The organism is Pseudomonadaceae bacterium SI-3 (genome assembly GCA_004010935.1).
In the GTDB taxonomy this organism is placed as follows: Bacteria; Pseudomonadota; Gammaproteobacteria; order Pseudomonadales; family Pseudomonadaceae; genus Stutzerimonas.
Genome location: CP026511.1, coordinates 1169489 through 1190172, shown reverse-complemented (window position 1 = coordinate 1190172; position 20684 = coordinate 1169489). Strand labels below are relative to the sequence as shown.

Below are 20684 nucleotides of genomic sequence, written 5' to 3'. Positions count from 1 at the left end.
AGGGTAAACAACATTCAATTGAGGTATCGGTGCGCACCTTGAAAACTTGAACGCTGCGATACCTAGCTGGGCCAGCGCCCTCGCTACTCGTTTCGGCCGAAAGACCCGCCTGCGGCGATTTTTTCACGCGTTTCCGGTAGCATTCCCGCACGTTTTACCGCCTGGAAATCCGCATGTCCGACCGACTGACACTACTGCGCCCCGACGATTGGCACATTCACCTGCGCGACGGCGCAGCGCTGCCGCACACCGTGGCGGACGCCGCACGCCAGTTCGCACGAGCGATCATCATGCCGAACCTTGTACCTCCGGTTCGCAATGCAGCAGAGGCGGATAGCTATCGCCAGCGCATTCTTGCTGCCCGGCCGGACGGCAACCCGTTCGAGCCCTTGATGGTGCTTTACCTCACTGACGGTACGCAGCCCGAAGACGTGCGCGCCGCCAAGGCCTGTGGCTACATATTTGCCGCCAAGCTGTATCCAGCCGGTGCCACGACTAACTCGGCATCCGGCGTCACCCGCATCGACAACATATTTCCAGTGCTCGAGACGATGGCCGAGGTCGGCTTGCCGCTACTGGTGCATGGCGAAGTGACACGTTCAGAAATCGATATTTTCGATCGTGAAAAATACTTCATCGACGAACAGCTTAGCCAAGTCACCGAGCGTTTCCCCACGCTCAAGGTGGTGTTCGAGCACATCACCACCCGGGATGCCGTGCAGTTCGTCGAGGCTGCCAACAGCAACGTCGGCGCCACCATCACCGCCCACCATTTGCTCTACAACCGCAACCACATGCTGGTGGGCGGAATTCGCCCGCACTTCTTCTGCCTGCCAATCCTTAAGCGCAACGTCCATCAGGAAGCACTGCTTGATGCGGCTACCAGCGGCAATCCGAAGTTCTTTCTCGGCACCGACTCGGCCCCGCACGCCCAGCACGCCAAGGAAAATGCTTGCGGTTGCGCCGGCTGCTATACGGCGTTCGCTGCGATCGAGCTCTATGCTGAGGCGTTCGAACAGCGCGGCGCGCTTGACCGCCTGGAGGCCTTTGCCAGCCACTTCGGCGCCGACTTCTACGGTTTGCCGCGCAACACCGAGCACATCACCCTGGTACGTGAATCCTGGAGTGTGCCGGCCAACTTGCCGTTCGGGGAGCACAACGTCGTGCCCCTACGTGCAGGCGAAACCCTGCAATGGCGGTTGGAGACCAACGCATGAGCGACGATCAGTTTGACGACGAGCTGGAAGGCAACCAGCCAGGCAAGCCGCGCTCGCCCATGGCGAGACGCTTTCGAGGCTTCCTGCCAGTCGTTGTTGATGTTGAGTGCGGCGGATTCAATTGCGCGACCGACGCGCTGCTGGAAATTGCTGCCGTGACCATCGGCATGGACGAGCAGGGTTTGCTCTACCCGCAAGACACGCTCTTCTTCCGAGTCGAACCCTTCGCTGGCGCCAATATCGAAGCAGCCGCGCTGGAGTTCACCGGCATCAAGCTCGACCACCCGCTGCGCATGGCCGTTCCCGAATCACAGGCGATGAATGAGATCATTCGCGGCGTGCGCAAAGCGGTGAAATCAGCCGGCTGCAAACGTGCCATTCTCGTCGGCCACAACAGTAGCTTTGATCTCGGGTTCCTGAACGCAGCAATCGCCCGCTGCGATATCAAGCGCAACCCATTCCACCCCTTCTCCAGCTTCGACACTGCGACGCTGGCAGGCCTCGCCTACGGCCAGACCGTCCTCGCAAAAGCCTGCCAGGCAGCCGATATCGACTTTGACGGACGCGAAGCACACTCTGCGCGCTACGACACGGAAAAGACTGCTGAGCTGTTCTGCGGCATCGTCAATCGCTGGAGAGAAATGGGCGGCTGGGAAGAGTTCGACGAATAAGTTCAGGTGCTTCAAACGAAAAAGGCCAGTCGTGAGACTGGCCTTTTTCGTTATTGATGGTCGCTTACAGCGGCTTACCTTTATTGCCATGCTCGCTGACAAACGCCTGCATCGCCTTGAGATCGTTCTTCAGAACAGTGCATCGCTCCGTGCGTTCAAACAAGTCCGCCAGATGCGCCGGCAACTCCAGCGCCTTGCCAACCCCGGCCTTTTCCACAGCCTCGGGGAATTTCACAGGATGGGCGGTACCCAGCGTTACCATCGGCGTAGCCAGACTGCGGCGGCACTCGCGTGCGGCATAAACCCCGATCGCCGTGTGCGGATCGAGCAACTCACCGGCCGCACGGAAGACGTCAGCAATCGTCTTGCAGGTCTGCTCATCGTCTACGGCCAGCGAGTCAAAAAGCTTGCGTGCCTCGGTCCAGCGCTCCTCCTCGACCGACAGCTTGCCGCTGGCCTTGAATGCGCTCATCAATTCGGCAACCGCCGCGCCGTTGCGGCCATGCAGATCGAACAGCAACCGTTCGAAGTTGGACGACACCATGATGTCCATGGAGGGCGACAGCGACGGGTGCAGCGTGTCCTTGTCGTAACGGTTGCCACTCATGAACCGGTGCAGAATGTCGTTTCGATTGGTTGCCACCACCAGCTGGCTGATTGGCAGGCCCATGTTGCGCGCCAGGTAACCCGCGAAAATGTCCCCAAAATTCCCCGTCGGTACGGAAAACGCCACCGAACGGGCCGGGCCGCCCAGCTGCAGCGCAGCATGGAAGTAGTACACGATCTGGGCCATGATCCGCGCCCAGTTGATCGAGTTGACCGCCACCAGCCGGGTGCCTTTAAGGAAACCCTGGTCGGCGAAGCTATCCTTCACCATCTCCTGACAGTCATCGAAGTTGCCTTCGATGGCCAGGTTGTGAATGTTGTCGCCGAAGATGGTGGTCATCTGCCGACGCTGTACTTCCGACACCCGGTTATGCGGGTGCAGGATGAAGATGTCGACGTTATCGCAGCGGCGGCAGCCTTCGATTGCTGCCGAGCCGGTATCGCCGGACGTCGCACCGATGATCACCACGCGCTCACCGCGCTTGGCCAGCACATAGTCAAGAAGTCGACCCAGCAGCTGCAAAGCGAAGTCTTTGAACGCCAGGGTCGGGCCATGGAAGAGCTCGAGCACCCACTCGTTGCTGTCCAGCTGACGCAGCGGCGCCACTGCGCTGTGAGCAAACACGCCGTAGGTGTCCTGCAGAATCTGCTTGAAGTCAGCGTCTGGGATGCTCCCGGCCACAAAAGGACGCATTACCTTGAATGCCAGCTCGTGGTACGGCAGGCCGGACCAGGACGCGATTTCTTCAACGGTGAAGCGCGGCAGGTTTTCCGGAACGTATAGACCACCATCGCTGGCCAATCCGGCAAGCAGCACGTCTTCGAAATTCAGGGCGGGCGCCTGGCCACGAGTACTGATGTAGCGCATTGTTCAAACCTATGTTGGACGCTGACTGCGGGCCACTAGAGCAACCCGGCGTTGCTGATTAGATCAGTTGCTCGACACGAATCCGCACGACGTTGCCCACCACGTCAGCAAGCGCTTCGAGTGCGGCGATGGCATCGTCGATCCTCTGCTCGACCACACGATGCGTGACCAGGATGACCGGCACCAATCCGTCTTGCTCCTCGGCTTCCTTCTGCATGATCGACTCGATATTGATTCCGCGCTCCGACAGGATAGTGGCGACCTGAGCCAATACGCCCGGACGGTCCTTGGCCTGGATGCGCAGGTAATAGGCGCTTTCGCAAGCGCCGATCGGCAAGATTGGATGAGCGGAGAGGGAGTCGGGCTGGAAAGCCAGGTGCGGAACCCGATTGTTCGGGTCCGTCGTCAGCGCACGGGCCACATCCACGAGGTCCGCCACCACAGCCGAAGCCGTTGGCTCCATGCCTGCACCAGCACCGTAATACAGAGTGGAGCCGACGGCGTCGCCGTTGACCATGACCGCATTCATCACGCCATTGACGTTAGCAATCAGGCGGTCCGCCGGAATCAGTGTCGGGTGCACTCGCAGCTCGATACCCGAAGCGGTGCTTCGGGCGACACCCAGGTGCTTGATGCGGTAGCCCAGCGCCTCGGCGTAGTTAACGTCAGCCGTGGTCAGCTTGGAGATGCCTTCGGTGTAGGCCTTGTCGAACTGCAGCGGCACGCCGAAGGCAATGGAAGCAAGGATGGTCAGCTTATGGGCGGCGTCTATGCCCTCAACGTCGAAGGTCGGATCGGTCTCGGCGTAGCCAAGCTCCTGAGCCTCCTTCAGCACATCCTCGAAGGTACGTCCCTTCTCCCGCATCTCGGTGAGAATGAAGTTACCGGTTCCGTTGATTATCCCCGCGAGCCAGTTGATCTGGTTGCCGGCCAGCCCCTCGCGAATGGCCTTGATGATCGGGATACCGCCGGCAACAGAGGCTTCGAAGGCGACGATAACGCCCTTCTCGCGTGCCTTGGCGAAGATTTCATTTCCGTGCACCGCGATCAGCGCCTTGTTGGCCGTAACCACGTGCTTGCCGTTATCGATGGCTTTGAGCACCAGCTCGCGGGCTAAGGTGTACCCCCCGATCAGTTCGACCACAATGTCGATCTCAGGGTTGTTGGCGACATCGAAGATATCGTCAGTAATCGGGGTATCACCGGTGTTGCACTTGGGGTTCGCATGACGAGCCGCAATCTGTGCGACCTCAATTCCGCGCCCTGCACGGCGCGCGATTTCCGCAGCGTTGCGCTCGAGCACATTGAAGGTACCGCCACCGACGGTTCCCAGCCCACAGATGCCAACTTTCACCGGTTTCAAGTTGCACTCCCCATTGCCAACGAACGGCCCTGCACAGCGGCCGAACAAAAGAGTCGCACATTACGAAGCGCACGAGCTTTAGTCAAATCGGCAGCGGCAAGGAGGAGCCCGCTGCTAGCTGGGCTTGCTCTGCAACCCCAGGCGCTGGTGCCACTGAGCGAGCGATTCATCCGGATACTCATCGAAGCAGCGATCATCAGGGCCCAACTGGGGCTCTACCCATGACGCCTTTGAAGCCAGCATGAGATGTGTCGACTCTGGCGGGCTTGGCAGCTCGCTATCGATTGCCGACGCATGCGGGTGCACAAGATCCGGCCAATTCGGGTCCCACAACCACAGTGCGCTGCCGCACAGCTTGCAGAAGTGACGCTGGCCATCGCTAATACGCACCGCGCCCGTTTCAGCATCGACCATCCTGGCTTGGTAGATACTGAGGTTCTCGCGACCCTCGACCGTCAGCGTCCGATGATCTCCGCCCAGGTTGATCGCATAACCACCCGCCCCGGCCGTTTTGCGACATATCGAACAGTAACAGCGCATGAACGGATAGGGCTCGGCCGATTCCAGAGAAAAACGAACGGCCTGGCAATGACAGGAACCTTCTAGCTTCATTTTGTCGCCTCCTCGATATGCCTTTTGGCTTTGAACACGAGGGGTGGAACAGTTCAGCCGCGGCCCAAGCGGGCAGCCTCTTCGTGACCGAAGGCGCTGCCCCAGCGACTACTTGGCTTTTAGGGCAAGTTCGGCGAGCTGCGGAGCCGGCTGATAACCGGGGATGATCTGCCCGTCCGCGAGAATGATTGCCGGGGTGCCCTGAACACCGATCATCTGGCCTAACTCGTACTGCTCAGCGACCGGGTTCTCGCAGCTCGCGGCTGGCACTTCTTCACGCGCCTTGGCCTTGTTCATCGCCGCCTGCCGATCCTTCGCACACCATACGCTGGTCAGCGTGCTGGCTCCGTGGCTGCCCATACCCTGCCGCGGAAAAGCCATATAACGAACCTCGACGCCAAGACGGTTCAGCTCAGGCACTTCGCTGTGCAGCTTCTGGCAGTAGCCGCAGTCGGTGTCGGTAAACACGGTGATATGGGTCTTCGGTTTTTCAGGCGAGAAAACCACCATCTTACTGGTAGGGATCGCGTCGATTGTCTTCGCAACAGACCTGCTCTGGGCTTGCTCGGTCAGGTTCGTCGCCTGGCCGTCCTTGAACTGATACATATAGCCCTGAATCAGGAACTGACCGTCAGCGCTCGCGTAGAGCTGACGCCCACCCTTGAGTTGAACCTGATAAACCCCGTTCATGGGGCTTTCCGCAATTGCCTCGATGGGCATATCGGGCTGGAGGGCATTAAGCGACTCACGGATCGCCTGTTCAGCGTCAGCGGCCAGGACAACGGAGCTGGCGAAACCGAGGGCTACGGCAGCGAAGATACGATTCACGCGCATGAAATCTCCTGGCGACTTCGATCGAGGGAAGGCCGGCAGATTACCATAGCCCCTGTCATCCAGTGCAGACGACGGGCCTTCGCTCATCGGCTTTGTGGCCTGCAGCGCATCTTCTAACGCCATCCGTTCAACCACGCGGATGATGCTGCGCATGGAGTTCCTGCAGCCGCGCGCGGGCGATGTGCGTGTAGATCTGTGTAGTGGATAGATCACTGTGTCCGAGCAGCATTTGTACAGTTCGAAGATCCGCACCATGGTTGAGCAAGTGCGTAGCAAATGCATGACGCAGCGTGTGCGGCGAGATCGATGCAGCTACTCCTGCCTGCCGGGCATGCAGCTTGATTCGGTGCCAGAACGTCTGCCTTGTCATCTGGTCGCCACGCCGACTCGGAAAGACCACATCGCTGGCCTTGCCGGAGAGCAGCGCGTCGCGAGCGTCGCGAAGATAGCGCACCACCCAATACAGGGACTCCTCGCCCAACGGCACCAGACGCTCCTTGTTACCCTTACCGAAAGTGCGCAAGACGCCCTGCCGAAGATTGATCTGCTCAAGACCAAGGCCGACCAGTTCGGTGACGCGCAAGCCAGTCGCGTAAAGAACTTCCAGCATCGCCCGGTCACGCAACCCCAGCGGATCGCCGACATCCGGCGCAGACAACAGCGCCTCCACATCCGCCTCGGACAACGCCTTGGGTAGTGGTCGTCCCAACTGCGGCAGATCGACTCGCAGCGTTGGATCGATCGTGATCACGCCTTCGCGCAGCAGGAAGCGATAAAACCCGCGAAGCCCTGACAACAACCGCGCAGTAGAACGAGCCTTGTAGCCATTAGCCAGACGCCAGCCAAGGTGATCGAGGATGGCGTCCCGACCTGCATCGACCAGTCGCACATCGCGCTCGTCCAACCAGCCGTTGAACAGCGCCAGATCACTGCGATAAGCGTCGCGGGTGTTGTCCGAAAGCCCTTTTTCGAGCCAAAGGGCATCAAGGAACCGATCGATAATGGGGTCGTATTGAGCCGACATGCAGGGGAACACTGGAAAGAAAGGCGGCCAGTGTTCCATAGACCGCTTATACCGGCCAGCCGCCTTGGTCACGCCGAACAGACCTGATTGGCCTGAGCAATGTCAGACTAGCCAGTAGATCCAACAACGAGCCCGCCGGAGCGGAAGCCCGGCCGCCACCCTGATCGCTTGGTAAACATGACCGAACAAGACATCCTCATCTCCCTCGCTGCGCTCGGCATCGCCTCGCTCGCCAGCCAATGGCTGGCATGGCGGTTACGACTGCCAGCCATTCTTTTTCTCTTGCTGAGTGGAATCCTGGCCGGCCCTGTGCTCGGCTGGCTGAATCCGACTCAGCTGTTCGGCCCCTTGCTCTTCCCTTTGGTTTCATTGGCAGTCGCGTTGATACTGTTCGAAGGCAGCCTGACGTTGCGCGTCTCTGAGCTGCCTGGGATCGGCACGGTGGTGCGCCGCCTGATTGGCATCGGCGCGCTGACGACTTGGGGCGTGATCACCCTCTCCGCTCATTGGCTGCTTGGCTTCGATTGGGATCTGGCGTTGCTCTTAGGGAGCTTAACGCTTGTTACGGGCCCGACTGTGATCGTACCGATGCTGCGTGTGGTGCGACCCAACGCGGCGGTTGCCAATATCCTGCGCTGGGAAGGCATCATCATCGACCCAATCGGCGCTTTGCTTGCAGTAGTGGTTTACAGCTTCATCATTACGAGAGGCACCGAGGCCGCCTGGACTCAGAGCGTGCAAACGTTTGGCGGAGTTCTTCTGTGCGGAACTGTGCTTGGCATAGTAGGAGGATGGACCCTCGGCCAACTTGTGAAACGGCACTGGCTGCCGGAATACTTGCAGAACCTGGCGACACTGGCTTCAGTGCTCGGCGTTTTCGTCACTGCCAATACTCTGGTCCATGAATCCGGCCTACTGGCCGTCACGCTGATGGGGATCTGGCTCGCCAACATGCGGGATGTCGACGTCCGGGACATCCTCCACTTCAAGGAGAACCTGAGCATTCTGCTCATCTCGGGACTCTTTATCCTGCTAGCAGCGATGCTCGATCTGACAGCACTGCTGGAGCTAGGGCCCGCAGTGTTGATTCTTTTGCTAATTGTGCAATTCGTGGCCCGACCACTGGCGATCGCCCTGTGCACCTGGGGATCGCAGCTGAACTGGCGGGAGCGGCTGCTGCTCGCCTGGATTGCACCCCGAGGAATCGTTGCGGCTGCGGTCTCGGCAATCTTTGCCGTTCGCCTGGACGAAACGGGACACGAGGACGCCCTGCTGCTCGTGCCACTGACGTTCGCCATCATCATTGGCACCGTCGTACTGCAAAGCGCAACCGCACGCCCTTTAGCGAGGCTGCTAAAAGTCGCAGAACCGCCGCCCAGCGGTTTTCTGATTGTTGGCGCAAATCCCGTCGCTCGTGCACTTGGACGCGCACTGAGCGAGCAAGGCATCAGAGTGATGCTGACCGATTCCAGCTGGGACAACATCCACGCGGCGAGAATGGAAAATTTACCCACCTATTACGGAAATCCGGCCTCGCAGCACGCTGAAAACCACCTTGACCTGGTCGGTCTTGGCCATTTGCTGGCGCTGTCGCCTGTTGGCGAAATGAATACCCTCGCCGCGATGCGTTTTCGTCATGACTTCGGCGGCGATCGCCTGTTCAATCTGGCCAGTACTCAGGAGAGTCGACGCAGCGACAAACATCGGCCAAGTGACGAACACCGTGGCCGCCCCCTAGGCACGCCCACGTTGACCTACTCGCAACTGGCCGGACGCCTGGCTCGTGGTGACTCGATCAAAAGCAACAAACTGACCGAAACCTTTGGCTGGCCGGAATACCAGGCCCTGCATGGCTCGGGCGCTATCCTGTATTTCGCCATAGACAACCACGGGCATACCCATGTGTTTCACCCGGACGCACGGATCAAACCAGACGCGGGCTGGACATTGATTGCCTTGACCGAAGGCGCGGACAGCCACGCAACCGTGAACAAACCCGAACCTCGCCATTCTCCCTTACCTTGAGGGCAACGTTTCCAGCCATACGAGCAGCCCCGACGGCGAGCAAGACAAGACGCCGTGTACCTTTTGGACTACGACGGTTCGTACCCTTCGAAAATCTAGAAGCCAGATAATCCCCATAAAAAAAGCAGCCCGTAGGCTGCTTTTTCTGAAGGAAGCTTTCCTCAGGAAAGCTTTTCCTTGATGCGGGCTGCCTTGCCGGACAACGCGCGGAGGTAGTACAGCTTGGCTTTGCGGACATCGCCACGGCGCTTGACGCTGAGGCTGTCGACCATCGGGCTGTAATACTGGAACGTACGCTCAACACCAACACCGTTGGAGATCTTGCGAACGGTGAAAGCGCTGTTCAGGCCACGGTTACGCTTGCCGATTACGACACCTTCAAAGGCCTGCAGACGCTCACGCTCGCCTTCCTTCACCTTCACCTGGACAACCACGGTGTCACCAGGGGCGAACGGCGGCAGCTCTTTGGTCATCTGCTCTGCTTCGAGCGCCTGGATAATCTTGTTAGTCATGCTGTGCTCCTAAGACAGGCCGTCATGGCGTGCCATCGATACGTTTAACTATCGTCCCGCTGACGGATGTATTCCGTCAGCAGCTTTTGTTCTTCCCCAGAAAGCGAGCGGCTATCCAGAAGATCAGCGCGGCGTTCCCAGGTCCTTCCGAGGGACTGCTGCAAACGCCAGCGCCGGATGTGTTCGTGGTTGCCGCTGAGCAGCACCTCAGGAACACGATTATCCGCATACACCTCCGGTCGCGTGTAATGCGGGCAGTCGAGCAGGCCGTCAGTAAACGAATCCTCCTCGGCCGAATCAGCATGACCCAATGCCCCAGGGAGCAGACGGGTCACTGCATCGATCAGCACCATTGCCGGTAATTCACCACCGGACAGCACATAGTCGCCAATCGACCATTCTTCATCCACATGCGCTTCGATGAAACGCTCATCGATGCCTTCGTAGCGGCCAGCGATGAGGATAAGTCCACTCTCGTTCGCGAGATCACGAACATCAGCCTGCTTCAGCTGACGCCCCTGCGGCGACAGGTATATCACCTTCGCCTTTTCCCCAGCGGCCTGCCTGGCATCGGCCAGTGCGAGTTCCAAGGGCTTGATCTTCATCACCATGCCGGGGCCACCCCCAAAAGGGCGATCGTCGACTGTCTGATGGCGATCTTCCGTGTAGCTTCGGGGATTCCAGCATTGCAGCTGCAGTAGCCCCTGCTTCACCGCACGACTAGTGATGCCGTATTCACCGATGGCAGCGAACATATCGGGGAACAGAGTGATCACATCGACACGCAAGCTGGACATGTTGCTCAGAAGTCCGCGTCCCATTCGACACGCATCTCGCCTGCGTCCAAATCGACCTTCAACACACAGAGGTCGGTATAGGGCAGCAAGCGCTCACGATCATCCAGACTGCCGTCGAACGGCTTGACCACCAGCACGTCGTTGGCGCCGGTTTCGAGCAGATGATCAACCCGACCGAGCACTTGCCCGAGCTGGTTGATGACCGTCAGGCCCTGAAGCTGGAACCAGTAATAATCATCACCGGTCAACGGAGGCAATTCGCTGCGGGGGATGCAGATCTCGAAATCGGCGTAGGTACGCGCCTCTTCACGATCAGCCAGCCCCTTCAGCGTCGCCACCAGGATCTTGCCTTGCAGGCGACCCTTGACCAGTTCAACTTGCTTGACTTCTTCGCCTCGCCTCAGCGTCCAGCGACGATAGTCCAGCAAATTGTCAATCGGATCGGTAAAGGAGTAGATCTTTACGTCACCACGCACGCCATGCACCGAAACGATTTTGCCGATAACGATCAGGTCTTCGGTCGGGGCTGACGTGACGTTCATGTGTTTCAGGCAGCAGCCTTGCCAGCTTCCTTCAGCAGCTGAGCAACACGCTCAGACGGCTGTGCGCCCTGGCTCAACCAATAGGCAGCACGCTCCTGGTTTACAGAGAGCTTCACTTCCGCACCCGAGGCGATCGGATTGAAGAAACCGATACGCTCAACGAAGCGACCATCGCGCGGGTTGCGGCTGTTGGTCACGGTCAGGTGGTAGAAAGGGCGCTTCTTGGAGCCGCCACGGGCGAGACGAATAGTTACCATGTGAACATCGTTCCTGTAGTCGGTACAGCAAATCTGAATGCAGGGCTCAAGGCCCGAAAGGCCGCATATTCTAAGGATTATCCGGACTTTTGCAAATGGCTTTTTCAAAAACAATCTCAAGCCTCGGCAGCAGGCCTGTCCAGCCTCAGCAGGCCCCGGTGAAGAACCCGCTGAAACGCTCGAAACTTTAGAACTTGGGCATTCCGCCGCCGCCTGGAAACATGCCGCCCATGCCGCGCATCATCTTCGCCATGCCGCCTTTGCCGCTGACCTTTTTCATCATTTTCTGCATCTGCTTGTGCTGCTTGATCAGACGACCAATATCTTGCACTTGTGTGCCGGAACCCATGGCGATGCGGCGCTTGCGCGAACCGCTGATGATGTCCGGGTTGCGCCGCTCAACAGGCGTCATCGAGTTGATGATGGCCTCCATCTGCTTGAACTGCTTCTCCGCCGCGCCCTGCGCATTACCCATTTGCGACAGATTCACACCGCCGATCGATGGCAGCTTATCCATCAAGCCGCCTAGGCCACCCATGTTTTTCATTTGCTGAAGCTGATCACGGAAATCTTCCAGATCGAAACCTTTGCCCTTCTTCAGCTTCTTGGTGAGCTTCTCGGCCTTTTCCCGATCGAGCGTTTGCTCAGCCTGCTCGATCAGGCTGAGCACATCGCCCATGCCCAGGATTCGGGAGGCGATCCGGTCCGGATGAAACGGCTCGAGCGCGTCACTCTTCTCACCCATGCCGAGAAACTTGATCGGCTTGCCCGTGATATGTCGCACCGACAGGGCAGCGCCGCCGCGCGCGTCACCGTCGACCTTGGTCAGCACCACACCGGTCAAAGGGAGCGCCTCACCGAACGCCTTAGCAGTGTTCGCAGCGTCCTGACCCGTCATGGCGTCAACCACGAACAATGTCTCGGCCGGCTTGATCGCCGCATGAACGGCCTGGATTTCGGCCATCATTTCAGCATCTATGGCCAGCCGGCCGGCCGTATCGACGAGCACCACATCGATGTATTTGAGCTTGGCCTCACGAATCGCCGCCAGTGCGATTTCCACGGGTTTCTGGCTGGTATCGGAAGGGAAAAAAGTCACCCCTACTTCCGTCGCGAGCATCTCCAGCTGTTTGATCGCTGCCGGGCGATAGACGTCGGCTGAAACCACCAGCACCGACTTCTTCTTGCGCTCTTTGAGGAACCTTGCCAGCTTGCCGACCGTCGTCGTCTTACCCGCGCCCTGCAGGCCTGCCATCAGTACTACCGCGGGCGGCACCACACTAAGATCAAGGTCTTCGTTGGCCGCGCCCATCAGCTCTTCCAGCTCGGCGCGAACGATCTTCACAAAAGCCTGACCAGGCGTCAGGCTCTTGGAGACCTCCGTACCGACTGCCCTGTCCTTGACCCTGGCGACGAACTCCTTGACCACGGGTAGCGCGACATCGGCTTCTAGCAATGCCATGCGAACTTCGCGCAAGGTGTCCTTGATATTGTCCTCGGTCAGTTTGGCCTTGCCGGTAACATGGCGAAGCGTCTGGGAGAGGCGGTCGGTTAGGTTTTCAAACATGTGCCGTTTTCCACGCTGGGTGTGGTTAAGGCGCCGATTATAGAAGCTGCATGCCCCAGGCCGGTACCCCGCCGCCCGTGCTTTTCATCGAGCAGGACAAATCCATACCTGCCAGGGGCACCGCCACCTGTCGGTTGTCCGCCCATTGACCCGCGCCACGGCAGTACCGGCAGCCAACCGTGTACTTTTGCGCACCCGGTGTTTATGCCACACTCAGCGCCTTTCGAGCCTACTAACAGACCTATGCACCCTTTGCTCCCGAGCCTAGCCGCCGCCTGCCTCTATGCTGGCGTCACCGGATACCAGGGCCTGCGCCTGGCGCAACGCACCGTGCCGGACAAGCGTCTGCTTCTTATCCTGGGCGCCTTGGCGCTCGTTGCACACGGCGTGAGTCTATTCATCCAGTTGTTGTCACCGAGCGGCCTGCACCTGGACTTCTTCACCGCCTCGAGCCTGATTGCTGCGGCCGTAATTCTGCTGATCCTGCTCGCGCTTTACCGAATGCCTGTCGAAAATCTGCTGCTGCTGCTCTTCCCCCTCGGCTGCCTGACGGTGCTGTTCGCCCAGTTTGCACCGTCCGGCACGGCACCCGCTATCGCCGAGCAGCCGGGGATACTGGCGCACATCCTGTTTTCCATCCTTGCTTACGGGATGCTCACGATCGCCGTGTTTCAATCGTTGCTATTGCTGCTGCAGGATCATCATCTCAAGCACAAGCACCCGTCCGGCCTGATCAAGAACTTCCCTCCGCTGCAGACCATGGAGAGCCTGCTGTTCGGCTTCTTGCTAGCCGGCTGGCTACTGTTGTCAGCATCGCTCATTTCCGGCTGGATCTTCCTCGATAACCTGTTTGCCCAGCATCTGGTACACAAAACGCTGCTGTCGGTGGTCGCCTGGGTGGTCTTCGGCCTGCTGCTATGGGGCCGCCATCAGCTAGGCTGGCGTGGCTACAAGGCCATCCGCTGGACACTGGCAGGCTTCTGCTTGCTGATGCTGGCTTACTTCGGCAGCAAGCTGGTCCGCGAATTCATTCTGCACATCTAGGACCACTACGTGGAAAATCTACACCCCGGCTTTCTGCTCGGCATGCTGGTCTTCCTGCTGTTGTGCTCGGCTTTTTTTTCCAGCTCCGAAACCGGAATGCTCAGCCTCAACCGCTATCGCCTGCGCCACCAGGCCAAGGAAGGGCACCGCGGAGCAAAACGCGCTAGCGTCCTGCTTGAACGGCCAGACAGGCTGCTCGGGACCATCCTGGTCGGCAACAACTTCGTCAACATCCTCGCTTCTGCCATTGCCACCGTCCTAGCCATCAAGCTGTGGGGGGAGGCCGGGATTGCGATCGCAACCATCGGCCTGACGATAGTCCTGCTGATTTTCGGGGAAATAACACCAAAAACCCTCGCAGCCCTGCGGCCTGAAGCAGTTGCCTACCCCGTCAGCCTCCCGCTGCTGATGCTACAAAAGGTACTGTATCCGCTGGTGGCGTTGCTCAACTGGATCAGCAATGGATTGCTCAGGCTGCTCGGTGTTGATCTAACCAACAAAGGTAGCGACAGCCTGTCTACAGAAGAACTGCGTAGCGTGGTCCATGAATCGGGAAGTGACATGCCGATGAAACGGCAAAGCATGCTGCTCGGTATCCTCGACCTAGAACGGGTGACCGTCGACGACATCATGATTCCGCGTAATGAGGTCGCCGGCATAGACCTGGAAGATGACCTCGAAACCATCGTGACTCAATTGCGCACGACACCTCATACCCGCCTTCCCGTGTTTCGCAAGGACATCAACCAGATCGAAGGCATCGTGCACATGCGTCAGATCGCGCGCCTGCTCAGCCATGATCAGCTGACCCGAGAAAGCCTGCTGGAAGCATGCAACGACCCTTACTTCATTCCGGAGAACACCCCCCTCTCCACCCAATTGGTCAACTTCCAGAAGCAAAAACGCCGGATCGGCATCGTCGTCGACGAGTATGGTGATGTGCTGGGAATCGTGACCCTGGAAGACATTCTCGAAGAGATCGTCGGCGAGTTCAGCAATCAGGACGCGCTGCGCAGCCCGGACATACACCCGCAGGACGACGGCACCCTGGTAATCGACGGCGCCGCATACTTGCGTGAAGTCAACCGCGCCCTGGGTTGGCAGCTACCCTGCGATGGCCCCAAGACGCTGAACGGGTTGATTACAGAGGCACTCGAACACATCCCGGATAGTGGGATATGCCTGCAGATCAACCAGTACCGACTCGAGATCCTGCAGGCTGCGGACAACCGCGTCAAAAGCGTGCGTGCCTGGGTAATCGAGGCGCCTGAGGAATCAAAAAGCGACACTCAATAGTCGGCGCCTCAATGGCGAGCCAGGGTAACTATAGCTTTGCATCAATCGCCGAGGCCGCCCGCAACGCCTTACCACGCGCCGCTTCTATCGATGCGTCACGAGCCAGCGCAACACCCATACGTCGCTGCCCACTGACGCCCGGCTTGCCGAACAACCGCAGCGCGGTATCCGGCTCGGCCAACGCAGCAGCCAGATTGCCGAAGCTCACCTGATCGGATTCGCCCTCCACCAGCACCACGGCGGAAGCAGACGGGCCGAACTGGCGGATCGCCGGAATTGGCAGTCCAAGGATGGCTCGCGCATGCAAGGCGAACTCGGACAAGTCTTGAGATATCAGGGTTACCAGGCCCGTATCATGCGGCCTTGGTGAAACCTCGCAGAACCAGACCTTGTCGCCCTTGATAAACAGCTCGACACCAAAGATGCCGCGCCCGCCCAATGCGCCGGTGACCGCCAGGGCAATTCGCTCGGCCTCGACCATCGCTGCAGCCGTCATCGGTTGCGGCTGCCACGACTCCTGATAGTCACCCCTTTCCTGCCGATGTCCCACCGCAGGACAGAAGGTGGTCCCGCCCGCATGCCGAACGGTCAGCAACGTAATTTCATAATCGAAATCGATGAAGCCTTCGACGATCACGCGCCCCTTCCCTGCTCGGCCACCGGCCTGGGCATATTCCCAGGCCTCGAGGAGATCAGCCTCACTGCGCAGAACCGATTGCCCCTTGCCCGAGGAGCTCATGACAGGCTTGATCAGACAGGGAAAGCCGAGCGCAGAGACCGCTGAACGGCACTCCTCCAGCGAATCAGCGAAACGGTATGGCGAGGTTGGTAGCGCGAGATCCTCAGCGGCCAGCCGGCGGATACCTTCCCGGTTCATGGTGAGCTGTGCGGCCCGCGCCGTAGGAATAACGGTATAGCCCTCACGCTCCAGATCCACTAGCGTCGCAGTGGCGATCGCCTCGATTTCAGGAACGATAAAGTGCGGCTTTTCCTGTTCGATGACGCCCCGCAACGCTGCACCATCGAGCATGTCGATCACATGGTGACGGTGCGCAACCTGCATGGCTGGGGCGTTGGCGTAACGGTCTACCGCGATGACCTCCACACCCAGACGCTGAAGCTCGATCGCCAGCTCCTTGCCGAGCTCACCAGAACCACAGAGCAGCACGCGGGTAGCGCTGGCCGATAACGGCGTACCAATTCGGGGCATGACATTCCTCGTTGTACAAAAAGAAAAAGACGATCAGCAAGGTGCTGTGCTTCAGCGCTAGAACAGCAGACCACTTTGGAGCGCGCGCTCATGACAACGCAGCAGTACCTGTCGCCGCTCGGGATTATCCATCCGCCCCCAGCGACGAATCTCGTCAATACTGCGCTGGCAGCCCGTGCAGATATCGTCGTCGTTCAACGCACAAACACTTACACAGGGTGATGCAACCGGCTTTTCGTCTGCAGTCAATCGTCCTGCTCCGCCAGATCACGCGCATAGCGCTGGGCGTTATGTACATAATGCGCCGCGCTCGCTTCGAGCATTTTCTTCTGCTGATCGGTCAATTCGCGCACCACCTTGCCTGGCGAACCGACCACCAAGGAACCGTCCGGAATTTCCTTGCCTTCGGCGATCAAGGTATTAGCGCCGATGATGCAATACTTGCCGATCTTCGCGCCGTTGAGGATAACGGCGTTGATCCCCACCAGACTGTAATCGCCGACGGTGCAGCCGTGCAGCATGGCGTTATGGCCGACGGTAACGCCGGTCCCCAGCGTCAGCGGATAGCCCATGTCGGTATGCATGACACTGCCGTCCTGGACGTTGCTGTTTGCACCGATATGGATCAGCTCGTTGTCACCCCGCAGCACCGCACCAAACCAGACGTTGGCACCAGCCTCCAGGCGAATCTTGCCGACCAGCGTTGCATTTGGCGCTACCCAGCTCTGCGGATGGGTTTCAACGAGGGAAACACCCAAGCGATATTTCACGGTTATGACCTCTTCTGACTCAGATCGATATAGGACGCGGGAGGCCGACGCATTTCGATCCCGGCGTCATATATCAGGTTGACCAACTCGACGATCATGATCGCTGTCAGCCCCCAGATTTTGTATTCGCCATATCGGTAAGACGGGACGTACCAAGCACCGCCCTGATAGTCGATCCGGTGGGTCACTTCACGCGCATCCTGGCAGAAGAAATCCAGCGGCACGGAGAACACTGAGGCAATCTCCGCATCGTTGGCGCGATATTCGACGTAGTCCGGCACGATGCCGACAAAAGGCGTGACATGAATACCGTGCAGCGAAACCAGGCTGCTGAGAGGCCCAACGATTTCCACTATTCCAGGCGCCAGTCCAACCTCTTCTTCAGCTTCGCGCAGCGCGGTATGGATCAGGTCACGATCCTCTGGGTCGCGCCGCCCTCCGGGGAACGCCACCTCGCCACCATGAGTAGAAAGACCACTGGCGCGCAGCGTCAGCACCAGTTCCGGCGAATCACTGCGGGTAATGGGCATCAGTACGGCCGCCTCGGGCATCCTGCCCTCCGGCTCCAGAAGATGCGGAGAGTAATCACGCACCCGTTGGAGAATCTTGTCCAGCATGGAACTTCTCTTTCTGTCTTTGACTGGCATCATGGCATGAATCACCGAGGCGCCCAAGACAGGCCAAGCCAAAATCCAGCCGCCCTGGCGCAGCGAAAGTGGACAGGTTCGACCAAGCCAATCGTTGCTGGCAAACTTTTCGCAACAGGCCGGCTCTCAGCAATAGCCAGCTCGCTTATCGAATCCGGCCGAACGAAATACGCAAACGAAGGAGTCGTGATGAAATTTTGCAGCCAGTGCGGCGACTCGGTCATTGAGCGGGTGCCCGACGGAGACAACAGACGGCGATTCGTCTGTGCGTCCTGCGATACGATTCACTACCAAAACCCACGCATCGTTGCTGGCTGCCTGCCCGTCTGGGATGAACATGTGTTGCTTTGCCGACGCGCAATCGAACCACGACGCGGATACTGGACGCTGCCTGCAGGCTTCATGGAAAACGGCGAAACCGTACAGCAGGCAGCAGCGCGGGAAACACTTGAGGAAGCCTGCGCCCGGGTCTCCGATCTGCAGCTTTATACGCTGTTCGACTTGCCGCACATCAACCAGGTCTACATGTTCTTCCGCGCAGAGCTGGTCGATGAGCGATTTTCTCCAGGAGACGAAAGTCTGGAAGTCAGGCTTTTCCGACAAGCCGACATCCCTTGGTCAGAGCTGGCTTTTCCGACCGTTGGCCGTACCCTAGAATACTTCTTCGCCGACCGGGTGCAGCAGACCTTCCCGGTGCGCAACGAAGCCATCGAGGCAATGCGGGTGGCGCGCAGACAGGTCTGATGCAGTTTGGATTCAGGATTCGCCCCAATGCGCTGGCTGTTAGCGATTGTCTGCTTTAGTTTCGCCACCCTTTCCTTTGCAAACGCGGCCCCTGCCCTTGACGAGGCTTTCATCGACAAGGTCTTGGTGGTCAAGTCCGAGCGCAAGCTTCATTTGATCAGCCGCGGCGTCAGCATGAAGAGCTACCGCGTTTCCCTCGGCAAGCAAGCCGGGCCCAAACAGCGCGAAGGTGACCAGCGTACCCCCGAAGGCCTTTACTGGATCGACTGGCGCAAAGTCTCTGACAAGTACAACCTCGCGATGCATATCTCCTACCCGAACCCGAAGGATCTGGCACGCGCAAGCAGCGAAGGCGCGAAACCGGGCAGCATGATCATGTTGCACGGCACACCGGTCGATGAGGAGTATCCCGAATGGTACTTCCACACGCTCGACTGGACTGAGGGCTGCATCGCCCTGAAGAACGATGATATGCGCGAAATCTGGAATCTGGTGAAAGACGGCACCCTGATAGAGATTCGTCCCTGAATCAGCGCCGAGCTTGGCAGCAGGCAAGGCTGCGCGTTAACGTGAAGGCCATTTCCTTGCCATTCGACCACCCATGACGAAGCCCTCTTCAGACGAGCAATTGCAGCTGGACCATCAGCTGTGTTTCGCTCTGTATTCTGCTTCGTTGCAGATGACCAAAGCCTACAAGCCGCTGCTACAAAGCATCGGCCTGACCTACCCGCAGTACCTGGCCATGCTCGTTCTCTGGGAGCGCGACGGCCTCACAGTCAGCGAGATCAGTGCTCGCCTCATGACGGAGCCGGGTTCCCTGACTCCGCTGCTCAAACGTTTGGAAGCAGAAGGCCTCATCAGCCGGACCCGCAGCAGCCGCGACGAGCGAGTGGTCGAATTGCGTCTCACGGAGACCGGATGGGCAATGAAGGAACAGGCTCGTGAGTTTCCCGCCTGCATGCTCGAATGCACCGGGCAATCACACGAAGCGTTGCTAGCACTTCGCGATCAACTCGTTTCCCTTCGAAGCGCATTATTGGCTCGCGACTGACCGCTAGCTGGCCTTACCCTTCTGATGCCAACCGCATGAGCACGCGAGAGATGCTGATATTTACCTTGCGCGATAAATATTATCGCTATACGTTAATCAGCCTACTCGTTCTCGAAGGAAGCGAATCATGCAAAGCATCAAGGCGCTCTATACAGCCACTGCCACCGCAACCGGAGGCCGCGACGGCCGAGCTGCGTCGTCCGACGGCCTGCTCGACGTAAAACTGTCCACTCCCCGCGAGCTCGGCGGACAAGGCGGTGATGGCACCAACCCGGAGCAACTCTTCGCCGCAGGATATTCGGCCTGCTTCATTGGCGCACTCAAGTTTGCCGCGAGCCAGTTAAAGCAACCGCTTCCCACCGATACGTCAGTCGCTGCCCAGGTTGGCATAGGCCAGATTCCTGGAGGTTTCGGGCTCGAAGTAGAGCTGAACGTCAGCTTGCCAGGCCTGGAGCAGTCCACAGCCGAGCAGCTGGCCGAAGCCGCGCATAAGGTCTGCCCGTACTCCAACGCTACACACGGGAATATCGAGGTTCGCCTCAACGTTAGCGTCTGATCGACCCCATGAAGCAAAGAAAGCCGAGTCGCCCATGGCGACTCGGCTTTCTTTGGAGATCATTCAATCAGAACTGCAAATCGGATAGTCGCCACACCTCGAAGGCAGGCGTCTCATATGGATGAGTGTGCTTTAGCGCCTTAACGCTATCGTGGATCAGCTCATCAGCGACCACCAGTTCAACCTTCCACTCGGATACCGATTGGACCTGGCCATGCTGTCCGAGAAACGGCGTGCTGCCCTCCAGCGGGCGATACTGCCCGTGCCCTAGCACCTGCCAGCAACAACTATCGTAAGCGCCAATACGCCCGGCGCCCGCCGCGAAAACCGCTTTCTTGACTGCATCCAGATGGCTTTCCGGAACATAGAAACACAGCTTGTACATCAACATCTCCGCACAGAAACGGTTGGCGGAGCATGCGCTCCACCGAGTGGATTGTGTTCAGGTCCAGAGCGTATTGGTGCCCCAGG

Annotated in this window: 24 protein-coding genes; 9 read left to right on the top strand and 15 right to left on the bottom strand. The window is 58.9% G+C overall.

Annotated elements, in window-relative coordinates; genetic code table 11:
• The first annotated feature begins 173 nt into the window (after positions 1–173).
• Both C1896_05720 and rnt read left to right on the top strand, forming a co-directional pair.
• Complete coding sequence (locus C1896_05720; GenBank protein ID AZZ44454.1) at positions 174–1217, top strand: dihydroorotase; 1044 nt, start codon at positions 174–176, stop codon at positions 1215–1217.
• Positions 1214–1888, top strand: coding sequence for a ribonuclease T (gene rnt / locus C1896_05715; protein ID AZZ44453.1), 675 nt, complete (start codon positions 1214–1216; stop codon positions 1886–1888). Before C1896_05720 ends, rnt begins: the two co-directional genes overlap by 4 nt.
• Before the next feature lie 64 nt (positions 1889–1952).
• Here the strand turns inward: rnt and C1896_05710 are convergent, their stop codons facing one another.
• The 5 genes from C1896_05710 to xerD all read right to left on the bottom strand — a co-directional run bounded on the left by C1896_05710 (position 1953) and on the right by xerD (position 7195).
• Positions 1953–3362 carry a threonine synthase gene (locus C1896_05710; GenBank protein AZZ44452.1) on the bottom strand — a complete coding sequence of 470 codons (1410 nt, stop codon included), beginning with the start codon at positions 3360–3362 and terminating at the stop codon, positions 1953–1955.
• Between the two features lie 58 nt (positions 3363–3420).
• Entirely contained in the window at positions 3421–4725 is a 1305-nt protein-coding gene (locus C1896_05705) for a homoserine dehydrogenase (GenBank protein ID AZZ47542.1), read from the bottom strand.
• 114 nt (positions 4726–4839) lie between these two features.
• Complete coding sequence (locus C1896_05700; GenBank protein AZZ44451.1) at positions 4840–5337, bottom strand: alanine acetyltransferase; 498 nt, start codon at positions 5335–5337, stop codon at positions 4840–4842.
• A 108-nt stretch (positions 5338–5445) separates the two neighbouring features.
• On the bottom strand, positions 5446–6171 hold the full coding sequence (locus C1896_05695; protein ID AZZ47541.1) for a protein-disulfide isomerase: 726 nt from the start codon (positions 6169–6171) through the stop codon (positions 5446–5448).
• Positions 6172–6298: 127 nt separating this feature from the next.
• Positions 6299–7195 (bottom strand): site-specific tyrosine recombinase XerD, encoded by an 897-nt coding sequence (gene xerD / locus C1896_05690; protein AZZ44450.1) that lies wholly within the window; start codon positions 7193–7195, stop codon positions 6299–6301.
• A 177-nt stretch (positions 7196–7372) separates the two neighbouring features.
• Between xerD and C1896_05685 the strand changes: the two genes are divergently transcribed.
• On the top strand, positions 7373–9220 hold the full coding sequence (locus tag C1896_05685) for a sodium:proton antiporter (protein ID AZZ44449.1): 1848 nt from the start codon (positions 7373–7375) through the stop codon (positions 9218–9220).
• 161 nt (positions 9221–9381) lie between these two features.
• Here C1896_05685 and C1896_05680 read toward each other — a convergent pair whose 3' ends face one another.
• The 5 genes from C1896_05680 to C1896_05660 all read right to left on the bottom strand — a co-directional run bounded on the left by C1896_05680 (position 9382) and on the right by C1896_05660 (position 12895).
• Positions 9382–9732, bottom strand: coding sequence for a 50S ribosomal protein L19 (locus tag C1896_05680; protein ID AZZ44448.1), 351 nt, complete (start codon positions 9730–9732; stop codon positions 9382–9384).
• Positions 9733–9776: 44 nt separating this feature from the next.
• The gene (trmD, locus tag C1896_05675; protein ID AZZ47540.1) at positions 9777–10529 is read right to left on the bottom strand and encodes a tRNA (guanosine(37)-N1)-methyltransferase TrmD; all 753 of its coding nucleotides are present in this window, start codon (positions 10527–10529) and stop codon (positions 9777–9779) included.
• A 5-nt stretch (positions 10530–10534) separates the two neighbouring features.
• Complete coding sequence (locus tag C1896_05670; protein AZZ44447.1) at positions 10535–11071, bottom strand: ribosome maturation factor RimM; 537 nt, start codon at positions 11069–11071, stop codon at positions 10535–10537.
• Positions 11072–11076: 5 nt separating this feature from the next.
• Positions 11077–11328, bottom strand: a complete 252-nt coding sequence (locus C1896_05665; protein AZZ44446.1) for a 30S ribosomal protein S16 — start codon at positions 11326–11328, stop codon at positions 11077–11079.
• A gap of 187 nt (positions 11329–11515) precedes the next feature.
• Positions 11516–12895 carry a signal recognition particle protein gene (locus tag C1896_05660; GenBank protein AZZ44445.1) on the bottom strand — a complete coding sequence of 460 codons (1380 nt, stop codon included), beginning with the start codon at positions 12893–12895 and terminating at the stop codon, positions 11516–11518.
• Between the two features lie 243 nt (positions 12896–13138).
• Here C1896_05660 and C1896_05655 point away from each other — a divergent pair, with 243 nt between their 5' ends.
• Both C1896_05655 and C1896_05650 read left to right on the top strand, forming a co-directional pair.
• Positions 13139–13939: an inner membrane protein YpjD gene (locus C1896_05655; protein AZZ44444.1), complete on the top strand. Its 801-nt coding sequence runs from the start codon at positions 13139–13141 to the stop codon at positions 13937–13939.
• Between the two features lie 9 nt (positions 13940–13948).
• A complete protein-coding gene (locus C1896_05650) occupies positions 13949–15235 on the top strand; it encodes an HlyC/CorC family transporter (protein AZZ44443.1) in 1287 nt (428 codons plus the stop codon).
• A 28-nt stretch (positions 15236–15263) separates the two neighbouring features.
• Here the strand turns inward: C1896_05650 and purT are convergent, their stop codons facing one another.
• Genes purT through C1896_05630 form a run of 4 tightly spaced genes read right to left on the bottom strand, consistent with a single transcriptional unit; the run spans position 15264 to position 17832 of the window.
• Entirely contained in the window at positions 15264–16445 is a 1182-nt protein-coding gene (purT, locus tag C1896_05645) for a phosphoribosylglycinamide formyltransferase 2 (GenBank protein AZZ44442.1), read from the bottom strand.
• Positions 16446–16502: 57 nt separating this feature from the next.
• Positions 16503–16694, bottom strand: a complete 192-nt coding sequence (locus tag C1896_05640; protein ID AZZ44441.1) for a DUF1289 domain-containing protein — start codon at positions 16692–16694, stop codon at positions 16503–16505.
• On the bottom strand, positions 16691–17215 hold the full coding sequence (locus C1896_05635; protein AZZ44440.1) for a gamma carbonic anhydrase family protein: 525 nt from the start codon (positions 17213–17215) through the stop codon (positions 16691–16693). Before C1896_05635 ends, C1896_05640 begins: the two co-directional genes overlap by 4 nt.
• A gap of 2 nt (positions 17216–17217) precedes the next feature.
• Complete coding sequence (locus tag C1896_05630; protein AZZ44439.1) at positions 17218–17832, bottom strand: CoA pyrophosphatase; 615 nt, start codon at positions 17830–17832, stop codon at positions 17218–17220.
• Positions 17833–18051: 219 nt separating this feature from the next.
• Here C1896_05630 and C1896_05625 point away from each other — a divergent pair, with 219 nt between their 5' ends.
• From C1896_05625 to C1896_05610, 4 genes are all read left to right on the top strand, one after another.
• Positions 18052–18606, top strand: coding sequence for an NUDIX hydrolase (locus tag C1896_05625; protein AZZ44438.1), 555 nt, complete (start codon positions 18052–18054; stop codon positions 18604–18606).
• Between the two features lie 27 nt (positions 18607–18633).
• Positions 18634–19134: a hypothetical protein gene (locus tag C1896_05620; GenBank protein ID AZZ44437.1), complete on the top strand. Its 501-nt coding sequence runs from the start codon at positions 18634–18636 to the stop codon at positions 19132–19134.
• Between the two features lie 73 nt (positions 19135–19207).
• The gene (locus tag C1896_05615) at positions 19208–19657 is read left to right on the top strand and encodes a MarR family transcriptional regulator (protein AZZ44436.1); all 450 of its coding nucleotides are present in this window, start codon (positions 19208–19210) and stop codon (positions 19655–19657) included.
• A gap of 127 nt (positions 19658–19784) precedes the next feature.
• Positions 19785–20213: an organic hydroperoxide resistance protein gene (locus C1896_05610; protein ID AZZ44435.1), complete on the top strand. Its 429-nt coding sequence runs from the start codon at positions 19785–19787 to the stop codon at positions 20211–20213.
• Positions 20214–20280: 67 nt separating this feature from the next.
• Here C1896_05610 and C1896_05605 read toward each other — a convergent pair whose 3' ends face one another.
• A complete protein-coding gene (locus tag C1896_05605; GenBank protein ID AZZ44434.1) occupies positions 20281–20598 on the bottom strand; it encodes an NGG1p interacting factor NIF3 in 318 nt (105 codons plus the stop codon).
• Positions 20599–20684 lie beyond the last annotated feature (86 nt).

Coding starts and splice junctions, on each gene's coding strand:
- C1896_05720 (AZZ44454.1), top strand. CDS start 174: ATGTCCGACCGACTGACACTACTGCGCCCCGACGATTGGCACATTCAC.
- rnt (AZZ44453.1), top strand. CDS start 1,214: ATGAGCGACGATCAGTTTGACGACGAGCTGGAAGGCAACCAGCCAGGC.
- C1896_05710 (AZZ44452.1), bottom strand. CDS start 3,362: ATGCGCTACATCAGTACTCGTGGCCAGGCGCCCGCCCTGAATTTCGAA.
- C1896_05700 (AZZ44451.1), bottom strand. CDS start 5,337: ATGAAGCTAGAAGGTTCCTGTCATTGCCAGGCCGTTCGTTTTTCTCTG.
- C1896_05695 (AZZ47541.1), bottom strand. CDS start 6,171: ATGCGCGTGAATCGTATCTTCGCTGCCGTAGCCCTCGGTTTCGCCAGC.
- xerD (AZZ44450.1), bottom strand. CDS start 7,195: ATGTCGGCTCAATACGACCCCATTATCGATCGGTTCCTTGATGCCCTT.
- C1896_05685 (AZZ44449.1), top strand. CDS start 7,373: ATGACCGAACAAGACATCCTCATCTCCCTCGCTGCGCTCGGCATCGCC.
- C1896_05680 (AZZ44448.1), bottom strand. CDS start 9,732: ATGACTAACAAGATTATCCAGGCGCTCGAAGCAGAGCAGATGACCAAA.
- trmD (AZZ47540.1), bottom strand. CDS start 10,529: ATGTCCAGCTTGCGTGTCGATGTGATCACTCTGTTCCCCGATATGTTC.
- C1896_05670 (AZZ44447.1), bottom strand. CDS start 11,071: ATGAACGTCACGTCAGCCCCGACCGAAGACCTGATCGTTATCGGCAAA.
- C1896_05665 (AZZ44446.1), bottom strand. CDS start 11,328: ATGGTAACTATTCGTCTCGCCCGTGGCGGCTCCAAGAAGCGCCCTTTC.
- C1896_05660 (AZZ44445.1), bottom strand. CDS start 12,895: ATGTTTGAAAACCTAACCGACCGCCTCTCCCAGACGCTTCGCCATGTT.
- C1896_05655 (AZZ44444.1), top strand. CDS start 13,139: ATGCACCCTTTGCTCCCGAGCCTAGCCGCCGCCTGCCTCTATGCTGGC.
- purT (AZZ44442.1), bottom strand. CDS start 16,445: ATGCCCCGAATTGGTACGCCGTTATCGGCCAGCGCTACCCGCGTGCTG.
- C1896_05630 (AZZ44439.1), bottom strand. CDS start 17,832: ATGCTGGACAAGATTCTCCAACGGGTGCGTGATTACTCTCCGCATCTT.
- C1896_05625 (AZZ44438.1), top strand. CDS start 18,052: ATGAAATTTTGCAGCCAGTGCGGCGACTCGGTCATTGAGCGGGTGCCC.
- C1896_05620 (AZZ44437.1), top strand. CDS start 18,634: ATGCGCTGGCTGTTAGCGATTGTCTGCTTTAGTTTCGCCACCCTTTCC.
- C1896_05615 (AZZ44436.1), top strand. CDS start 19,208: ATGACGAAGCCCTCTTCAGACGAGCAATTGCAGCTGGACCATCAGCTG.
- C1896_05610 (AZZ44435.1), top strand. CDS start 19,785: ATGCAAAGCATCAAGGCGCTCTATACAGCCACTGCCACCGCAACCGGA.
- C1896_05605 (AZZ44434.1), bottom strand. CDS start 20,598: ATGTACAAGCTGTGTTTCTATGTTCCGGAAAGCCATCTGGATGCAGTC.